This is a genomic window from Rufibacter sediminis (assembly GCF_014269285.1).
GTDB classification, from domain to species: Bacteria; Bacteroidota; Bacteroidia; order Cytophagales; family Hymenobacteraceae; genus Nibribacter; species Nibribacter sediminis.
Genome location: NZ_JACOAF010000004.1, coordinates 90,614 through 105,235, shown reverse-complemented (window position 1 = coordinate 105,235; position 14,622 = coordinate 90,614). Strand labels below are relative to the sequence as shown.

The 14,622-nt window shown below is 53.1% G+C and carries 15 protein-coding genes; 9 read left to right on the top strand and 6 right to left on the bottom strand.

The features are described from left to right. Positions 1–101: 101 nt before the first annotated feature. The gene (locus H7U12_RS22520) at positions 102–686 is read right to left on the bottom strand and encodes a T9SS type A sorting domain-containing protein (RefSeq protein WP_255897509.1); all 585 of its coding nucleotides are present in this window, start codon (positions 684–686) and stop codon (positions 102–104) included. A 226-nt stretch (positions 687–912) separates the two neighbouring features. Further along, entirely contained in the window at positions 913–1,626 is a 714-nt protein-coding gene (locus tag H7U12_RS02100) for a biotin--[acetyl-CoA-carboxylase] ligase (RefSeq protein ID WP_186632132.1), read from the bottom strand. Positions 1,627–1,717: 91 nt separating this feature from the next. Here H7U12_RS02100 and rsfS point away from each other — a divergent pair, with 91 nt between their 5' ends. From rsfS to H7U12_RS02075, 5 genes are read left to right on the top strand one after another with little or no spacing between them, the layout of a single operon-like run. Next, a complete protein-coding gene (gene rsfS / locus H7U12_RS02095; protein ID WP_186632129.1) occupies positions 1,718–2,116 on the top strand; it encodes a ribosome silencing factor in 399 nt (132 codons plus the stop codon). A gap of 48 nt (positions 2,117–2,164) precedes the next feature. Then, positions 2,165–4,273, top strand: a complete 2,109-nt coding sequence (gene ftsH / locus H7U12_RS02090) for an ATP-dependent zinc metalloprotease FtsH (protein WP_186632126.1) — start codon at positions 2,165–2,167, stop codon at positions 4,271–4,273. Between the two features lie 38 nt (positions 4,274–4,311). Continuing rightward, entirely contained in the window at positions 4,312–4,962 is a 651-nt protein-coding gene (locus H7U12_RS02085) for a LutC/YkgG family protein (RefSeq protein ID WP_186632123.1), read from the top strand. Continuing rightward, positions 4,946–5,725: a UDP-2,3-diacylglucosamine diphosphatase gene (locus H7U12_RS02080; RefSeq protein WP_186632422.1), complete on the top strand. Its 780-nt coding sequence runs from the start codon at positions 4,946–4,948 to the stop codon at positions 5,723–5,725. The genes H7U12_RS02085 and H7U12_RS02080 overlap by 17 nt, the downstream gene beginning before the upstream one ends. Continuing rightward, positions 5,706–6,536 carry a hypothetical protein gene (locus H7U12_RS02075; RefSeq protein WP_186632120.1) on the top strand — a complete coding sequence of 277 codons (831 nt, stop codon included), beginning with the start codon at positions 5,706–5,708 and terminating at the stop codon, positions 6,534–6,536. The genes H7U12_RS02080 and H7U12_RS02075 overlap by 20 nt, the downstream gene beginning before the upstream one ends. A gap of 752 nt (positions 6,537–7,288) precedes the next feature. On the opposite strand, the gene sugE is transcribed toward H7U12_RS02075, so the two are convergent. Then, positions 7,289–7,615 carry a quaternary ammonium compound efflux SMR transporter SugE gene (gene sugE, locus H7U12_RS02070; RefSeq protein WP_186632117.1) on the bottom strand — a complete coding sequence of 109 codons (327 nt, stop codon included), beginning with the start codon at positions 7,613–7,615 and terminating at the stop codon, positions 7,289–7,291. 483 nt (positions 7,616–8,098) lie between these two features. On the opposite strand from sugE, the gene H7U12_RS02065 reads away from it, so the two are divergent. Beyond that, positions 8,099–9,160 carry a sensor histidine kinase gene (locus H7U12_RS02065; RefSeq protein ID WP_186632114.1) on the top strand — a complete coding sequence of 354 codons (1,062 nt, stop codon included), beginning with the start codon at positions 8,099–8,101 and terminating at the stop codon, positions 9,158–9,160. After that, entirely contained in the window at positions 9,160–9,942 is a 783-nt protein-coding gene (locus H7U12_RS02060) for a LytR/AlgR family response regulator transcription factor (protein WP_186632111.1), read from the top strand. Before H7U12_RS02065 ends, H7U12_RS02060 begins: the two co-directional genes overlap by 1 nt. A 32-nt stretch (positions 9,943–9,974) precedes the next feature. Here the strand turns inward: H7U12_RS02060 and H7U12_RS02055 are convergent, their stop codons facing one another. After that, positions 9,975–10,487, bottom strand: coding sequence for a GNAT family N-acetyltransferase (locus tag H7U12_RS02055; RefSeq protein ID WP_186632108.1), 513 nt, complete (start codon positions 10,485–10,487; stop codon positions 9,975–9,977). A gap of 543 nt (positions 10,488–11,030) precedes the next feature. Here H7U12_RS02055 and H7U12_RS02050 point away from each other — a divergent pair. Further along, positions 11,031–12,185, top strand: a complete 1,155-nt coding sequence (locus H7U12_RS02050) for a zinc-dependent alcohol dehydrogenase (protein WP_186632105.1) — start codon at positions 11,031–11,033, stop codon at positions 12,183–12,185. Positions 12,186–12,197: 12 nt separating this feature from the next. Continuing rightward, complete coding sequence (locus H7U12_RS02045) at positions 12,198–12,698, top strand: hypothetical protein (protein ID WP_186632102.1); 501 nt, start codon at positions 12,198–12,200, stop codon at positions 12,696–12,698. 135 nt (positions 12,699–12,833) lie between these two features. On the opposite strand, the gene H7U12_RS02040 is transcribed toward H7U12_RS02045, so the two are convergent. Continuing rightward, positions 12,834–13,283: a YhcH/YjgK/YiaL family protein gene (locus H7U12_RS02040; protein WP_186632099.1), complete on the bottom strand. Its 450-nt coding sequence runs from the start codon at positions 13,281–13,283 to the stop codon at positions 12,834–12,836. Between the two features lie 115 nt (positions 13,284–13,398). After that, positions 13,399–14,253: a GNAT family N-acetyltransferase gene (locus tag H7U12_RS02035; RefSeq protein ID WP_186632096.1), complete on the bottom strand. Its 855-nt coding sequence runs from the start codon at positions 14,251–14,253 to the stop codon at positions 13,399–13,401. Positions 14,254–14,622: the final 369 nt, after the last annotated feature.

Below are 14,622 nucleotides of genomic sequence, written 5' to 3'. Positions count from 1 at the left end.
GAAATTAGCAATTTTCTGAACGTCTCCCCTCCTGCCAACCTCATTAAATAAAAAAAGAGCCAGCATAAGCCGGCTCTTCTATAACTTAAACAGCTAAAAGATTATTGCTGCTGTAAAATCAGGCGTTTGGTTTCCACCATTTTCTCGTTCACCAGCAGGCTGTAGAAATAGATGCCGGCGGGCAAGGGAGAAAGATCCACCACAATGGTCTCGGTGGAGGTAGGCTTCATGACCGGAATCTCTTTGTACACTTTACCAATGGCATTGGAGATTCTGATCTTGTAACTCTCGTCTCCCAGAGAACTGAGGGAGATCTTGGTCACGCCTCTGGACGGATTCGGGTAGGCGTTGAGCGAAGGAATGAACTTCGGCTCTTTCACGCCCTGGTTTCCAGAAAGGATTTTACTCGCGCTGGCGTACATGGCCGCCACCTGGCGCAGACCGGGCTTGGCCGCCAGCGTTCCCGGATTTTTACTCAGGTAGCGCAGGGGAGAATACGTTTTGATGTTGGGGTTGTAGGCAGAAAAACTCAGGGCAGGCAATATCCCCAAATCGGTCACCGTTAAACTGGCAGGCGTTCGCCAGCTGTGGAGAACACTGTCAGAAGACGACGACACACTGGCCCGGCTGCCCACCGGCAAGCCACCCGGGATAACGCCCAGAGTGGATGCTTTACTGCCTATCACTATGCCCAGGGTTAATATCCCCAAGAAAATACGTGTAAAAATTTTCATACCATATATGCCAAGAAATTGGTGTCTCTTTTCGGAATCGTTCAAATATAGCAAGGTATCCTTAAACTACAAATAAATCCATAGGATTTTCGCTATCTATTTCTACAAAAAAACCAATCTGCCCTTTTGAAGATACAAGCCGTTTTAAGCCTGATTTCAAAAACTAAGCCAAAAAAGATCAATCCGGCAGCACAAACTTGATTTCCTGGAACTGGAAGAACTGCAATTTCTGTTCCAGGAGTACCGCCAGCCGTCCGGCGCTGTCAATACCGGTAATCTGCCCCTGTTTCACCTGACCCGCCACTTCAAAGGGATGCCACTCCTGGTAGCGGTACAAGTGCTGCAGGTATTCCCTTTTCTGGGCTTCGGCGGCTCCGCTGCGCAGGGCCAGGTACCTTCGCTCCAGATTTTCCAGTAACTTGCTGATGACCTTGGGCAACGCAAGCGGTTGCCCGGTGAGCAGGGCCAGCGACGTGGCCCGCGGATGGGCAAAGGAAACCTGGTTGACGTTGAGGCCGATGCCAATCACGCTGTGCTGCAGGAAGCGGCCGCTCACCGAGTTCTCAATCAGGATGCCCCCGGCTTTCTGGTCACGGTAGTACAGGTCATTGGGCCATTTGAGCGAGGCCCCGGTGGGCAGGTACTCCTGCAGCAGATCCAGCGCCGCCAGCGAAACCGCAATGTTAAGCGAGAACTGATGCTGGGCCTCCAGGAAGGTGGGCTTCAAAATGACAGACAACGTAATGTTTTTGTCAGGCTCCACGTCCCAGGCATTGCCACGTTGGCCGCGTCCGCCGGTTTGGGCACCCGCCACTATGACACAACCATCCGTGGCCCCATTTTTGTAAAGGAGCTCATGTGCCTCAGTGTTCGTAGAGGCACATTCTGGCATAAAAATGTAGTGCTGGCCTATAAAAAGGGTATCAGGCGAATTTTTTTGCAAAGACTTTAGTATTTTTGAAGATCAAATTTATATTTCCCAGATGAAACACAACACGATTCAGGACAATTCCGACATATTGGCAGAACTGGTAGTAAAAGGCATGCAGGAAAGAAAAGCAGCTGATATTGTCGTTCTCAACCTGAAATCTTTGAAGAATGCCGTCTCAGACTACTTTATCATAAGCTCTGCCAGCTCAGATACGCAACTGGATGCCATTGCTACGTCAATTGAAGAAGAAGTTTTCAAACTCACCAAAGAACATCCTTGGCAGAGTGAAGGCCGCACCAACCGCGAGTGGGTGGTGCTGGACTACGTGGACGTAGTGGCCCACATCTTTCTCAAGGACAAACGTAATTTCTACGCACTGGAAGAACTCTGGGGCGATGCCGAGATTACGCACGTAGCGTCTACCGAAGACTCTACAACGGCTGTGCGCTAAACAAAGCGCCTGCCCCGAGGTTTACTTTTTATTGAGAGAGAACAACCCATGACTGAAAAACCAGAAAAAAAGAAAAAAAGAAAAATAATCCCCACTACTCCGCCCAGGCCTACCATGCAGATCTGGGTTCTGGCAGCGCTGGTCATCTTTATTTTCGGCCTCACTTACTACAACAACCTGAACGCCACCATTGAGATCCGGCAGCCTCGCTTTGAGGAAATGCTGTTGGCGCAGGACGTGAAGAAAGTGGCGGTGGTCAATAACAATGTGGCCGAAGTAACCTTGAAAGAGGAAGCTCTGAAAAATGAGAAGTACCGCACCGAGCTGGAAAGCCGCGGCGGGTTCAGCATGAACAACCAGGGCGCGCACTACCATTTCCCTATCATTACCGCTGAGAGCTTCAAGCAGGACCTAGACCAGTTGCAGGTAAACGTACCGCGTGAGCAACGGGTGCCCCTGGAGATTGAGAAACGTACTGGCTTAATGGACTTTTTCGCCTCGTGGGGCTTCTTCATTTTGCTCATGGTAGGTTTCTGGTTCCTGATGCGCCGGATGGCGGGTGGAGGCGCCGGCGGACAGATTTTCAACATCGGGAAATCCCGCGCCGCACTGTTTGACGCCGAGAACAAGGTAAAAATCACGTTCAAAGACGTAGCCGGGCTGGAGGAAGCCAAAGAAGAAATCCAGGAGATTGTAGAGTTCCTGAAAAACCCCACCAAGTTCACTATTCTGGGAGGTAAAATCCCGAAAGGTGCCTTGCTGGTAGGTCCTCCGGGTACCGGTAAAACCTTATTGGCGAAAGCCGTTGCCGGTGAAGCCGAGGTTCCGTTCTTCTCCCTGTCAGGTTCTGATTTCGTGGAGATGTTTGTGGGGGTAGGTGCCGCCCGCGTGCGAGACCTGTTCAAGCAAGCCAAAGCCAAAGCCCCGTGTATCATCTTCATTGACGAGATTGACGCCATTGGCCGTTCGCGTAGCCGCGGGCAGATGCCCGGCGGGAATGATGAGCGCGAAAATACCCTGAACTCCCTGTTGGTGGAGATGGACGGTTTCGCGACCGATTCCGGGGTAATTATCCTGGCTGCTACCAACCGCCCAGACATTCTGGACTCTGCTTTGCTGCGTCCGGGACGTTTTGACCGCCAGATCAGCATTGACAAACCAGACATCAACGGCCGTACCCACATCTTTGGAGTGCACTTGGGTCCGTTGACCTTAGCCGGCGACGTAGACGCGAAGAAACTGGCGGCTCAGACCCCTGGTTTCGCCGGGGCCGAGATCGCCAACGTGTGTAACGAAGCGGCTTTGATTGCGGCCCGCCGCAACAAGAAGGCCATTGAGATGCAGGACTTCAACGATGCCATTGACCGTGTGATTGGTGGTTTGGAGAAGAAGAACAAGATCATCTCTCCGCAGGAAAAGAAAATTGTGGCCTACCACGAAGCCGGTCACGCCATTGCGGGCTGGTTCCTGGAGCACTGTGATCCTTTGGTAAAAGTGAGCATCGTGCCGCGGGGCGTTGCCGCGTTGGGCTATGCGCAGTACCTGCCAAAAGAGCAGTTCCTGTACAACACTGAGCAGTTGGTAGACGAAATGTGCATGGCTTTAGGTGGCCGCGCCGCTGAGCAGATCGTGTTCGGGAAAATTTCTACCGGGGCCTTGAGTGACCTGGAGCGCATCACCAAAATGGCCTACAGCATTGTGACCATGTACGGGATGAATGACCGCATCGGGAACCTGTCGTTCTATGACTCCAAGCAGCCGGACAACACGTTTACGAAGCCTTATTCAGAAACGACTGCCGAAGTGATTGACTCTGAAGTGCGCCTGCTGGTAAGCGATGCCTACAACCGTACCTTGCAATTGCTGTCTGACAGACGGAATGAGCTGGAGATGGTGGCGCAGGAACTGTTAGAGAAGGAGATCCTTTTCCAGCATGACCTGGAGCGTTTGGTTGGCCCAAGACCTTTTGAGGGACTCACCAACTACCAGGCCCACACCGCCGGAACGGACCGCAGCAAAACCCAGAGCGAGGTGGCCGGTGAAAACCACATCATCACGCCTACCGGTGCCCAGCAAAACCAGGAAGACACCCCTACGGCCGCTGAGCCAACGGGCGCTCCGTCCTCCACCGGCGAAGGCACCACGTTCAATTCGTAGCCCTTTTCTGAAAAACAGGCTCTAAACGGAAATACAACATGTACGAAGCTAAATCCAAAGAGATTGTGCTCCGCAAGGTAAGAGAGGCGCTGGCTAAGTCAGCGCCTTTTCTGCCTCCTACCCCAGACTTCTCCACCTCGGTCTACGGCCCGCTGCTGGAAGACCTCTCCGTCCTTTTCGCGGAGACGTTCATCCGGAACAGCGGCACGTTTGTGTACTGCGAGAACGAGGAAGATTTCTTTGATCAGTTGTTTGCCTTCAAGAAAGAGCGCAGCATTGAGAACATGTACGTGTGGGAACCGGTCCTCAAGAAAATCCTGCACGCGGGCGGCATCAACTTCAACGGCACCGAAGACGATTTCATCAGCAACGCGCAGGCTTCCCTGACCACCTGTGAGGCCCTGGTGGCCCGTACCGGCAGCATCCTGGTCTCCTCGGCCAACGCCAGCGGCCGGCGCTTATCCGTGTACCCGGGCATGCACCTGGTGGTGGCCAAGTTGTCCCAGCTGGTGCCCGACATTAAACAGGCGCTGGAGTTTGTCCAGAAGAAATACGGCAACCGCCTGCCTTCCATGCTATCGTTGGTGAGTGGCCCCAGCCGCACCGCCGACATTGAGAAAACCCTGGTGATGGGCGCCCACGGCCCCAAAGAACTTATCCTGTTTCTGATTGATGATCACTCCGATTGACCACCTGCCGCCCGGTAAGAAAGTATACTTCGCTTCCGATTTCCATTTAGGGGTGCCTTCGCCGGAGCAAAGCCTGGCGCGCGAGAAAAAGATTGTGCGGTGGCTGGATCAGATCAAGGCCGATGCCCAGGCCATTTACCTGCTGGGCGATATTTTCGATTTCTGGTTTGAGTACCGCCATGCCATTCCCAGAGGGTTCATCCGGCTACAGGGCAAACTGGCCGAAATCGCGGACAGCGGCATTCCCATCTATCTTTTCACGGGGAACCATGACATGTGGATGTTTGACTACTTCCCCAAGGAGCTGAACATACCCGTGCTCCGGAAACCAGTCTCCATCACCATCGGCCAACATTCTTTCTACATTGGGCACGGCGATGGCCTAGGCCCGAAGGATTACACCTATAAAGTACTGAAGCGCGTGTTCGCCAATCCGGTGAGCCAATGGTTATTTGCCCGAGTTCACCCAAATGTGGGCATCGGGCTGGCCAGTTTCTGGTCGCGCCGTAGCCGGATTCAGAACACCAAGGCAGACGAGGTGTTCAAAGGCGATGATGAGTGGCTGGTCCACTACTGCCAACGCGTGGAAACCCGGCAACACCACGACTTCTACATCTTCGGGCACCGCCATTTACCTCTGGATCTGCCCATTGGCGAGCGCAGCCGCTACCTGAATCTGGGAGAATGGGTCAATTATTGCTCTTACGCAGTCTATGACGGACAGGAACTCACGCTCACGTATTTTGAAAACCAGCCTGCTTAATCTCTGCCTGGGGCTTATCCTGGGGCTTCTGTTCGTTCCCGTAGCTCGGGCGCAAGCCCCGGCAAACACGTGGGTGCTGGCTTATCAATTGCCCGCCAAAGGAAACGCCCTGCTTTCCATTGATCGCTTCGATCGGGTTTACCTGTCAGATGCCCGGCAGAACATCATCCAGCTGGATACGGTGGGCAAGGTGGTCAACACGTTCTCGCCGCCCATTCAGGGCCACATCGCCATGGCCGAAGCCTGGAACTCGGCCAAGATCACGGTTTTCTACGATGACCGCCAGCGGGTGCAGCTCCTGGACCGTTTCCTAACCCCGTTAGGTTTGGCTGACTTACGCGATTACACCGATGGCACCATCCGGGCCGCCACCCTGGCCGCCGATGACCGGCTTTGGCTGTTTGATGAGACCACCTTCAAACTCCTGAAGGTGGATACCCGCGTGAACCGGTCGGTGTACGAGAATCCACTGGAACTGGTGCTGGACCGTCGGCAGCATGATATCACCTTCCTGCGCGAGTACCAGAGCAAACTGTACATGGTTGACCGACTGGCCGGCATCTACGTGTTTGACAACATGGGCAACTACCAGAAAAAGCTGCCGCTGCCCAACCTGACCTACGTGGGCTTCGCCGGCGACGAACTCTATTACCTCTCTGGCAACCAGCTGCATTTCCAGCATCTCTACTCGTTTCAGACCCGCACCGTGCCTTTGCCAGAGCAGGCCCTCCCCTACCGTCAGGTGTTGGTGGGAGATAAGTTCCTGTACCTGCTCACCGCAGATTCCCTTCTCGCCTACCGCAGACGCTAACCCGTTTCAGGGCCATTTTCCGGAAATTAAGCCAAAAGTAATGGCGGGCATGAGGAAGCTGAAAAGCCGTAGAATCACAGCTTAGGTATGATTTTGCCTCTCACCGCTCACTGCTTTACAAACGACAGATCATGACAGGTCCAAGTCGCAGATTTGGGTATAGGAAATAAACCTACCCCTTAGAAGTCAGGGCAGTTACGTTCTACATGAAAGGCTTAAACTGAGGAAAAGCCATTGTCATTCTTGCACAGTTTGAGCCTCACGGCTCACTGAAGTTGCAAACTTCAGCTCATTTTAGGTCCAAGTTGCAAACTTGAACCAGGTATGTGTTATGCACTTAAAGGCACTACTTCGAAAATGGGAATAAGTCTCTACCAAAAAGCTCCCCTCCTTGGCTAAGGAGGGGCCGGGGGTGGTCCACTGTCTCTTGCAAGAAAGACTTCCTCTAAACGCATCAAAACCAGTCTTTCGGGTGAGCGCCTTTGTTTTAGACCTGGTGCCGAAGGCAGGCCTGCTGGCCAAGGCTAAAACAACAGCGCGAACCCGGAAGACGAGGCCTCGCGGCCGTGAGCGCTCGGAGCCCAGCTATGAAACAACAAAAGCCTATGCACCCACGCAACAGCAGCCCTCCGCCAGCACAAGCTGATTACGTGCACAAGTAAACCCAACGCAGAAGCTACACCAGCCACCACCAACCTGTTTTAAGGCCAGTTTCCACAAAACAGCCCCAAAACAGAAACGGCCTTCCCACCTTATTCCTTCGCCAGAAACTTCAAGCCCAGCACCCCGGCAATGATCAGCCCGATGCATACCAGCCGCAGCACATCTTTGGGTTCGTTGAACAAAACCATTCCCAAAATAGCGGTGCCCACGGCCCCAATGCCGGTCCAGGAAGCATAAGCCGTGCCCACGGGCAAGGTGCGCATGGCCTGGGCCAATAAAACAAAACTCAGAATCATGACCACCACGGTAGCCACCGACGGCCAGAGTTTCGAGAACCCTTCGGTATACTTTAACCCGATGGCCCAGCCAATCTCGCACAGACCCGCCACTATCAAATATATCCAGGCTGAATTCATAGTCTTTCTGTTAAGGAGTAAAAATGTTCGCGTACTTAAGCTGTACAATCCACAAGTTCAGCACGTTAATTTCCGCTTTGGTCAGGATTTTGTTGCAGGCTTGCCTCTAAACGTTCTATTTGCAAACCTGGTGAAGTAACTTCCTGCCTTGACCTCTTACGCAAACCTAGGAAAAAACTATCGGTCTGTCTCCGTTCTTTGCACGCGCGGCGGGTGGGTTATTTCAGAAAACCCGAAAAGGAATTGTATTCTGCGCTTGGGTGTTGTTAGTTTGAGGTAGATAATTCCCCGTTCGGCCGGAAACCATTTCCTGGTTATTCTCCAGAGAGAAAAAATCTACCAGAACGTCCATTATCAATTAATTCTATGATGAGACAAGTGCCCGTTACTCTTTTTTTCACGGCGGTAACGCGCTTACTTGCTTTTTGAGTTATGCTGCTCTCTACCGAGTCTCTGGACAGGCTGTTTGTTCAGTCGCCCTTTATGAAGAAAAAATTCCAATTCAGGCATAAGCACCTGTTGCGCTACCTCGCCAACACGGGCATTGCCTTACTTATCTTCTGGACCTTCTTTTTTATCCACCGCACGGGGGTGAAAGCCTTTGAAGCCGCCGATGTCTACCGGTTGGTTTACAATGCACTTATGGTGAACGTGGTCTTGGAGGGAACCCGCCGCATTGCCAAACGCCTGAGCCGCAAATATGACTGGCGCGAGTACGGCCTCCGCCGGTTTGTGTACGAATGGGTGGCCGTGCAGATGTACATTTTGCTGGTGATGGTGCTGTTTGAGATCATCCCGCACCTGTTTTTCGATCAGTTGCCGTTCGATTTCGGGAACGTGGGCTCCATGCGCAACATCAAGGAGGTGTTTGTGTTTGGCAGCATCATTCTGCTGTTCGTGCACTTTATCCGGTCAGGCATTTATTTCTACAACCAGTGGCACCGGTACCTCATGCAGTCTGAGAAACTCAAGAAGGAAACCATCAAGGTGCAGTTTGAGTCCTTGAAGCAGCAGGTAAACCCGCACTTTCTGTTCAACAGCCTGAACGCGCTCTCCTCGCTTATCTACAAAGACCAGGATCTGGCCGCCAAGTTCGTGGAGCAGCTCTCCAAGGTGTACCGCTACGTGCTGGAGAACAAAGACAAAGAGCTGGTCACGCTGCACACCGAGCTGGACTTCATCTACTCGTACCTGTTCCTGCTTAAAATCAGGTTCCGGGAGAACCTGCGCGTGAACATGGACGTGCCCGATCACCTCATGAACCACCAGGTGGCGCCCCTCACCATGCAGCTGCTCATGGAGAACGCCATCAAGCACAACATTGTGAGCCGCGACGAGCCCCTGTTCATTGACGTGTTTGTGGAGGGCGATTACATCATCATCAAGAACAACCTGCAGCTGCGCGAGAGCCGCGAAGAGTCTACCGGAGTGGGCCTGAAGAACATCATCAACCGCTACAAATTCATCACTGACAAAAAAGTGGATGTGGAAGTCACCGAGCACGATTTCATTGCTAAATTACCGCTTCTAAACAACGCCGCCTGATGAACATTCTCCTGATAGAAGACGAGTACCTGGCCTCCGAGAAACTGGAAGCCCAACTGCTGCGCTACGACCCCAGCATCCGGGTGATGGGTACGATTGATTCTATCCGGAATGCGGTGAAGTGGTTTGAGTCCAACCCCGCGCCCGACCTGGCCTTCCTGGACATCCATTTGTCTGACGGCAACAGCTTTGAGATTTTTCAGAAGGTAGACGTGAAGTGCCCCATCATCTTCACCACGGCCTATGATGAGTACGCGGTGAAAGCGTTCAAGGTGAACAGCATTGATTACCTGCTAAAGCCCATCAGCAACGATGATCTGGCCGCGGCCATGGACAAGTTCAAGGCCCTGCACCAGAGCCAACCCGCCCCCGCCCCAACGCTGGACATGCAGCAGATTATGGCGCTGTTGAACCGCAACTCCACCCCCACTGAAACACCACATTACAAAACGCGTTTCCTGGTGAAAAGCGGCCAGAAAATACGGTCGGTCTCCACCGATGAGATCGCCTATTTCTACGCCGAAGACAAGATTGTTTTCCTCATCACCTCGGCCGGGCAGCGCTTCATCACTGATTACACCCTGGATACTTTGCAGGAACTGCTGGACCCCGAGCATTTCAGCCGGTTGAACCGCCAGTTCATCGCGCACATCCACTCCATTGATGAGATCCATCCGTACCTGAAAGGCCGGCTCAAAGTGTACGTAAAACCTTCCACCGACAAGGAAATCATCATCAGCAACGAACGCGCTGCCGCCTTCAAAGAGTGGCTGGGCAAGTAAACCGCTTTTAGCCTCTTTTCCGGAAAACGGGTCTAAAACGCCGGGGCCTCTTGCTGCTCCGCTAGGTCTTTCAGCATCCAGATGGTACACGCGTAGTGCCCTGAGTTTCCCAGCGCGTGCGGCAACGGTTGGAAGCCCGCCTTTTCATACATGCTCACCGCTTTGCCCAGCTCGGGGAAAGACTCCAGGTACAGTTGCCGATAACCAAGTTCCTGGGCTAGGGTCAGGTTGCGCTGGAGCAGTTGATAGCCCACGCCTTTTCCTCGGGTTTCCGCCGCCAGATAGAACTTCACCAACTCGGCACAGCCTTCCGGCAAACCGGGCGTGGGAAATACGCCGCATCCGCCAATGATTTGTCCGTCTTCCTCAGCTACCAAATACTGGCCGCCCGGCGTCCTGAACAGCTGGTACAGGGCATCGGTGGTGGGATCGGTGTAGACGGTGCCCGGTCTGTCGATCTTAAATTCCCGAAATACGTTTCTGATCAAATCGGCCAACGCTGCGTTGTCTCTTTCTTCAATGTCTCTGAGGAGGATAGTACTCATGTTTACTGGTTTGCCGCTCTGCGGAAGATCATGGTTCAAGCCGGGCAGCAGTCAACGCATCCCGCCTGTCTGCAAAAGTACGCACTATCGCCAGACGGCAACCAGCCAAGTAGCCTCCTGTAAAATCAGCCTTTCCGTTTCGGGCCTGTTTTGCTAAAACGAGCCCTAAACGGAAAAGCTAATCATGGTTCCGTTTCTCCTTCCGGTTCTGCGGCAGAAGCAAGTAAGACAGCACTTTCCCAGGCAAAGCAGTGACCGCAAATGGTTCCTCGGGCACTTCAACTTTGGCTAAGAGAATGTACTTCAGAAGAAAAGGACGGAATCAGTCGCTGGGCCAGATTACTGGGTTTTAGGACTTGTTTCAGGATATCCGTATAAATACGTATTTCCCCGGGAAGAAAGAAGTTACTGAAACTTTAAGGTTCTCGGGAAGTAAAAAACGGGGATGGCATTTTTGCTTTTTAGAACTGGAAATAAAAAAGTACTTCTAAAACGCGAAGCCTACGTAAACAATGTCTCACTCTAACCCCAAGGAGAAATCTTATGCTAGCCATGAATTACCGAGGCCCTTTGCGGGTCCGTGCCAGTCAGAAACCCATGCCCAAGATAGAACACCCGCAAGACGCCATTGTACGGGTAACCCGTTCCTGCATCTGCGGCTCTGATCTTCACTTATACAACGGCTCCGTGCCAGATACCCGCGTGGGGATGACCTTTGGACATGAGTTCACGGGCATAGTAGAAGAAGTTGGCTCTGAGGTGACCAAGATAAAAGTGGGCGACCACGTGCTGGTGCCCTTCAACATTGCCTGCGGCCAGTGCGCCTTCTGTAAGCAGGAACTGTACGGCAACTGCCATGAGTCTAACCCGCAGGCCACCGCAGTAGGCGGTATTTTCGGGTACTCGCACACGGCCGGCGGTTATAACGGCGGCCAGGCCGAGTACGCCCGGGTGCCTTACGCCAACGTAGGCCCCACCATCATCCCCGAGGGAATGGACCCCGATGATGCCGTGCTGCTCACTGACGTGGTGCCTACCGGGTACCAGGCCGCCGAGATGGGAGGCATCCAGAAAGGTGACACCGTGGTGGTATTCGGCGCGGGTCCCGTGGGCATCATGGCCGCGAAATGCTCCTGGCTGTTTGGCGCAGGCCGCGTGATCATCATTGACCAGGTAGATTACCGCCTGGAGTTCGCCCGTAACTACGCGCAGTGCGAGGCTTACAACTTCAATGAGATTGGTGACCCGGTACTGTTCCTAAAAAAAGAAACCGACTGGATGGGTGCCGATGTCTGCATTGACGCTGTTGGGGCCGAGGCCGCCGGTAACGCCATGCAAACCATCACGGGTAGAAAACTGCTCTTGCAGGCGGGTTCTGCCACGGCCGTGCATTGGGCCATCAACTCAGTGAAAAAAGGCGGTATCATCTCCATTGTGGGGGTATATGGCCCAACGGATAACCTGATTCCTATCGGGAACGTGCTCAACAAAGGGCTGACCATCCGGGCCAACCAGGCCTCCGTGAAACGTCTGTTGCCAAGGTTGATTGAGCACGTGCAAAACGGCGTCCTGAACCCCAAAGGGCTCATCACGCACCGCATTCCGTTAGAAGAGGTTTCTGATGCCTACCGTATCTTCTCTGAGAAACTGGACAACTGCATCAAACCTATCCTTATTTCACCATCAGCTGGCCTGTAAAGAAAAAAGACCATGGAAAATACAACCAAAGACTACTCACATATAAAAGGATGGGGCATTGACGCCGATCCGAAGAATGACCCCACGTACCCCATGAAGCGCCGCACCAACGAGGAGCATCTGGGCTATTCCTGGGAGCGCCCCACCTTACAGCCGCAAACCGTTGAGATCCTGCATTCTAACGAGCGCCCTAACGTAACGGCCGTTTTCGGGACTTCTACCCCGCCGTCGGGGTTGAGTGGGATGATCCGGCGTTTGGCCTTCAAGAAAACCGAGAACGATTACGGACACTGGCTGCCATTGATCCTCGCGGACCGCATCAATGTGGTGGAAGGCATCATTGAAGACCTGAGAAGCGGGCACGTCCCCAACATCTTCGCCGAGAAGGGCTACAAAGCCGAGTGGAAATACAACCGCGGCGGACTCCTGAGAAAAGCAGCCGTTGCGGCTATTCTCAGCTATGGCGTGGTTGCTTATTTCAGAGCCAAAAAGAAAAGAAAGCACAATTACTAGGCGCTCCTTTCTTACACTTTAACTTAAAATCCCCGGCAGAACGCAGCTTCTGCCGGGGATTTTTAAGTTATGCTTTTTGCTTGTTTTCTGAAAAAGAGGCTATAAACGGGCAAGAGGCTTCTACCTCCAGCCAAATTACTGCACGGCAATCTTCAGCACCACTTTCCTGACTAGGTCATCGGTGGCGAGGGGCGCATGGGCATCCTCGGGGAAGAAGATGGTGAATGAGCCCGCTGCCACGTCAAACCAGCTGTTGGTTTGGTCTGGGAAAAAAGCGATGTCCTTTTCGGCGGTGTACGGCTCGCTGGGGAGGCCGCAGGCGGCCAGATTTTTCCAGCCCATGTGATCGCTGCCGGTCACCACGTATTGAATATCGATGTAAGTGCGGTGCGCCTCCAGCCGGGCATTTGGCTTGGAGAAACCTTTCCCGTCTGAGATGATCGCGAAAAGCTGCTGCCCTGCCAGCTCGTGTTTGCCCAGCGGCAGGTTCAGCAGGTCAGATTCACGCAGGAAAGCAAACGCCTGTTCAAACAGCGGGTGCATTCCATAATAGCGGGAGGCGTTGGTGAGGGTATCCAGAACCATGTAGTTTGTTTAAAGGATGGAAAGTGAAATCAAGTAAAGGATATCTGCTGAGGTGATAGTAGAAAGTCACTGCCGTTTTGCTGCCGTTTTTCTTAAAAGAGGCCTAAAACGCAGCTTAAAGAGGTTTCACCATTTCGTACTGGCTCAGTAGTTCCGGCATCTGGCGTTTTTTCAGGAACCGGACCGTTTGTTCGGACTGCGCGTCTACGTTGATGAGGCTCACCATAGGGGCAGTGGTCAGAGACACCAAGTGCTGCAGCAGCGCCTGCCCTATTCCCTTTTGACGCCAGGCAGGGGCCACCGACAGTTGCGCCACCGCCCCGGTCATGGCGTAAATGACGCCGTAGCCCACGCATTGCCCCTGAACCCAGGCCTCCACCAGTCGCACATCAGAAAGGGTCCGGTCAATGGCGGCGGTGTGGTGCTGCCAGCTGGGCTCCACGTCCCAGAAGGTTTGATACAGCGGCCATTGCGGCGCAGTTACTTCTTTGAAAGTGACGTGCTCCGGTAAGTGGCCATGCCAGTGCAGTTCTTCTTTGGCGTGCCGGAAAACATGAAAATTCCGGGTGATGGTAAAACCCAGTTGCTGATAGATGCCCAAAGCCCGTTTGTTTTCCTGGATCACTTCCAACAGGCACTGCTCCACTCCCTGCGCTTGCAGAATGGGCAAAGAAAACGCATACATTCTGGGGGTAAGGCCCTGCCCCCGCGCTTCGGGCACCACGCCGGTACCGCTGTTGTACGCGGTTTTTCGGCCTTGCCACTCGCCCAGGTTCTGCAAAATAAAGCCCACGGGTTGGCCATCAGCCAGGGCTAAAGGAGACAAAGCTACGTCTGTACCATCGCGCCGAAGTTTCAGGGCCATCACCTCCGGCGTGAGCACCATGGGCTGAATATAACTCATAAAGGCGGTGTTGAAGAGCGTGCACAGTTGCTCTACGGTAAGGTCTTGGGCGAAAGCGAAGGTCATAAAAGCCAGAAAGCGTGACGAGGGGCAAATAACGAAATCAGGGAGCCAGATCAAAATCAGTTCTGGCACAATTCCGGGTCCATCGGAATCAAATATATCCGCAGGAAGCCATATTCCAGCGAGGAAAACAGCCTCAGCCAGAAGTTTTGCAACCTCAACCTATCCGGTCAGGAACAGTATAGTAAAACCGGCTGTTGTGCTTTTTGTTTAGGTTTTCAGGCGTTTTACGCCCGTTTTTTGGAAAATACCTCTAAAATACCCTGTGGATAACCTAAGAAATCGTACCTGCCTATTCAGATTAAGTTATTATATTTGTTAATTAGGCTCTCAGTATTTGCCGCAGAAAGGCTTAAAAAGAGTTAATCTCCC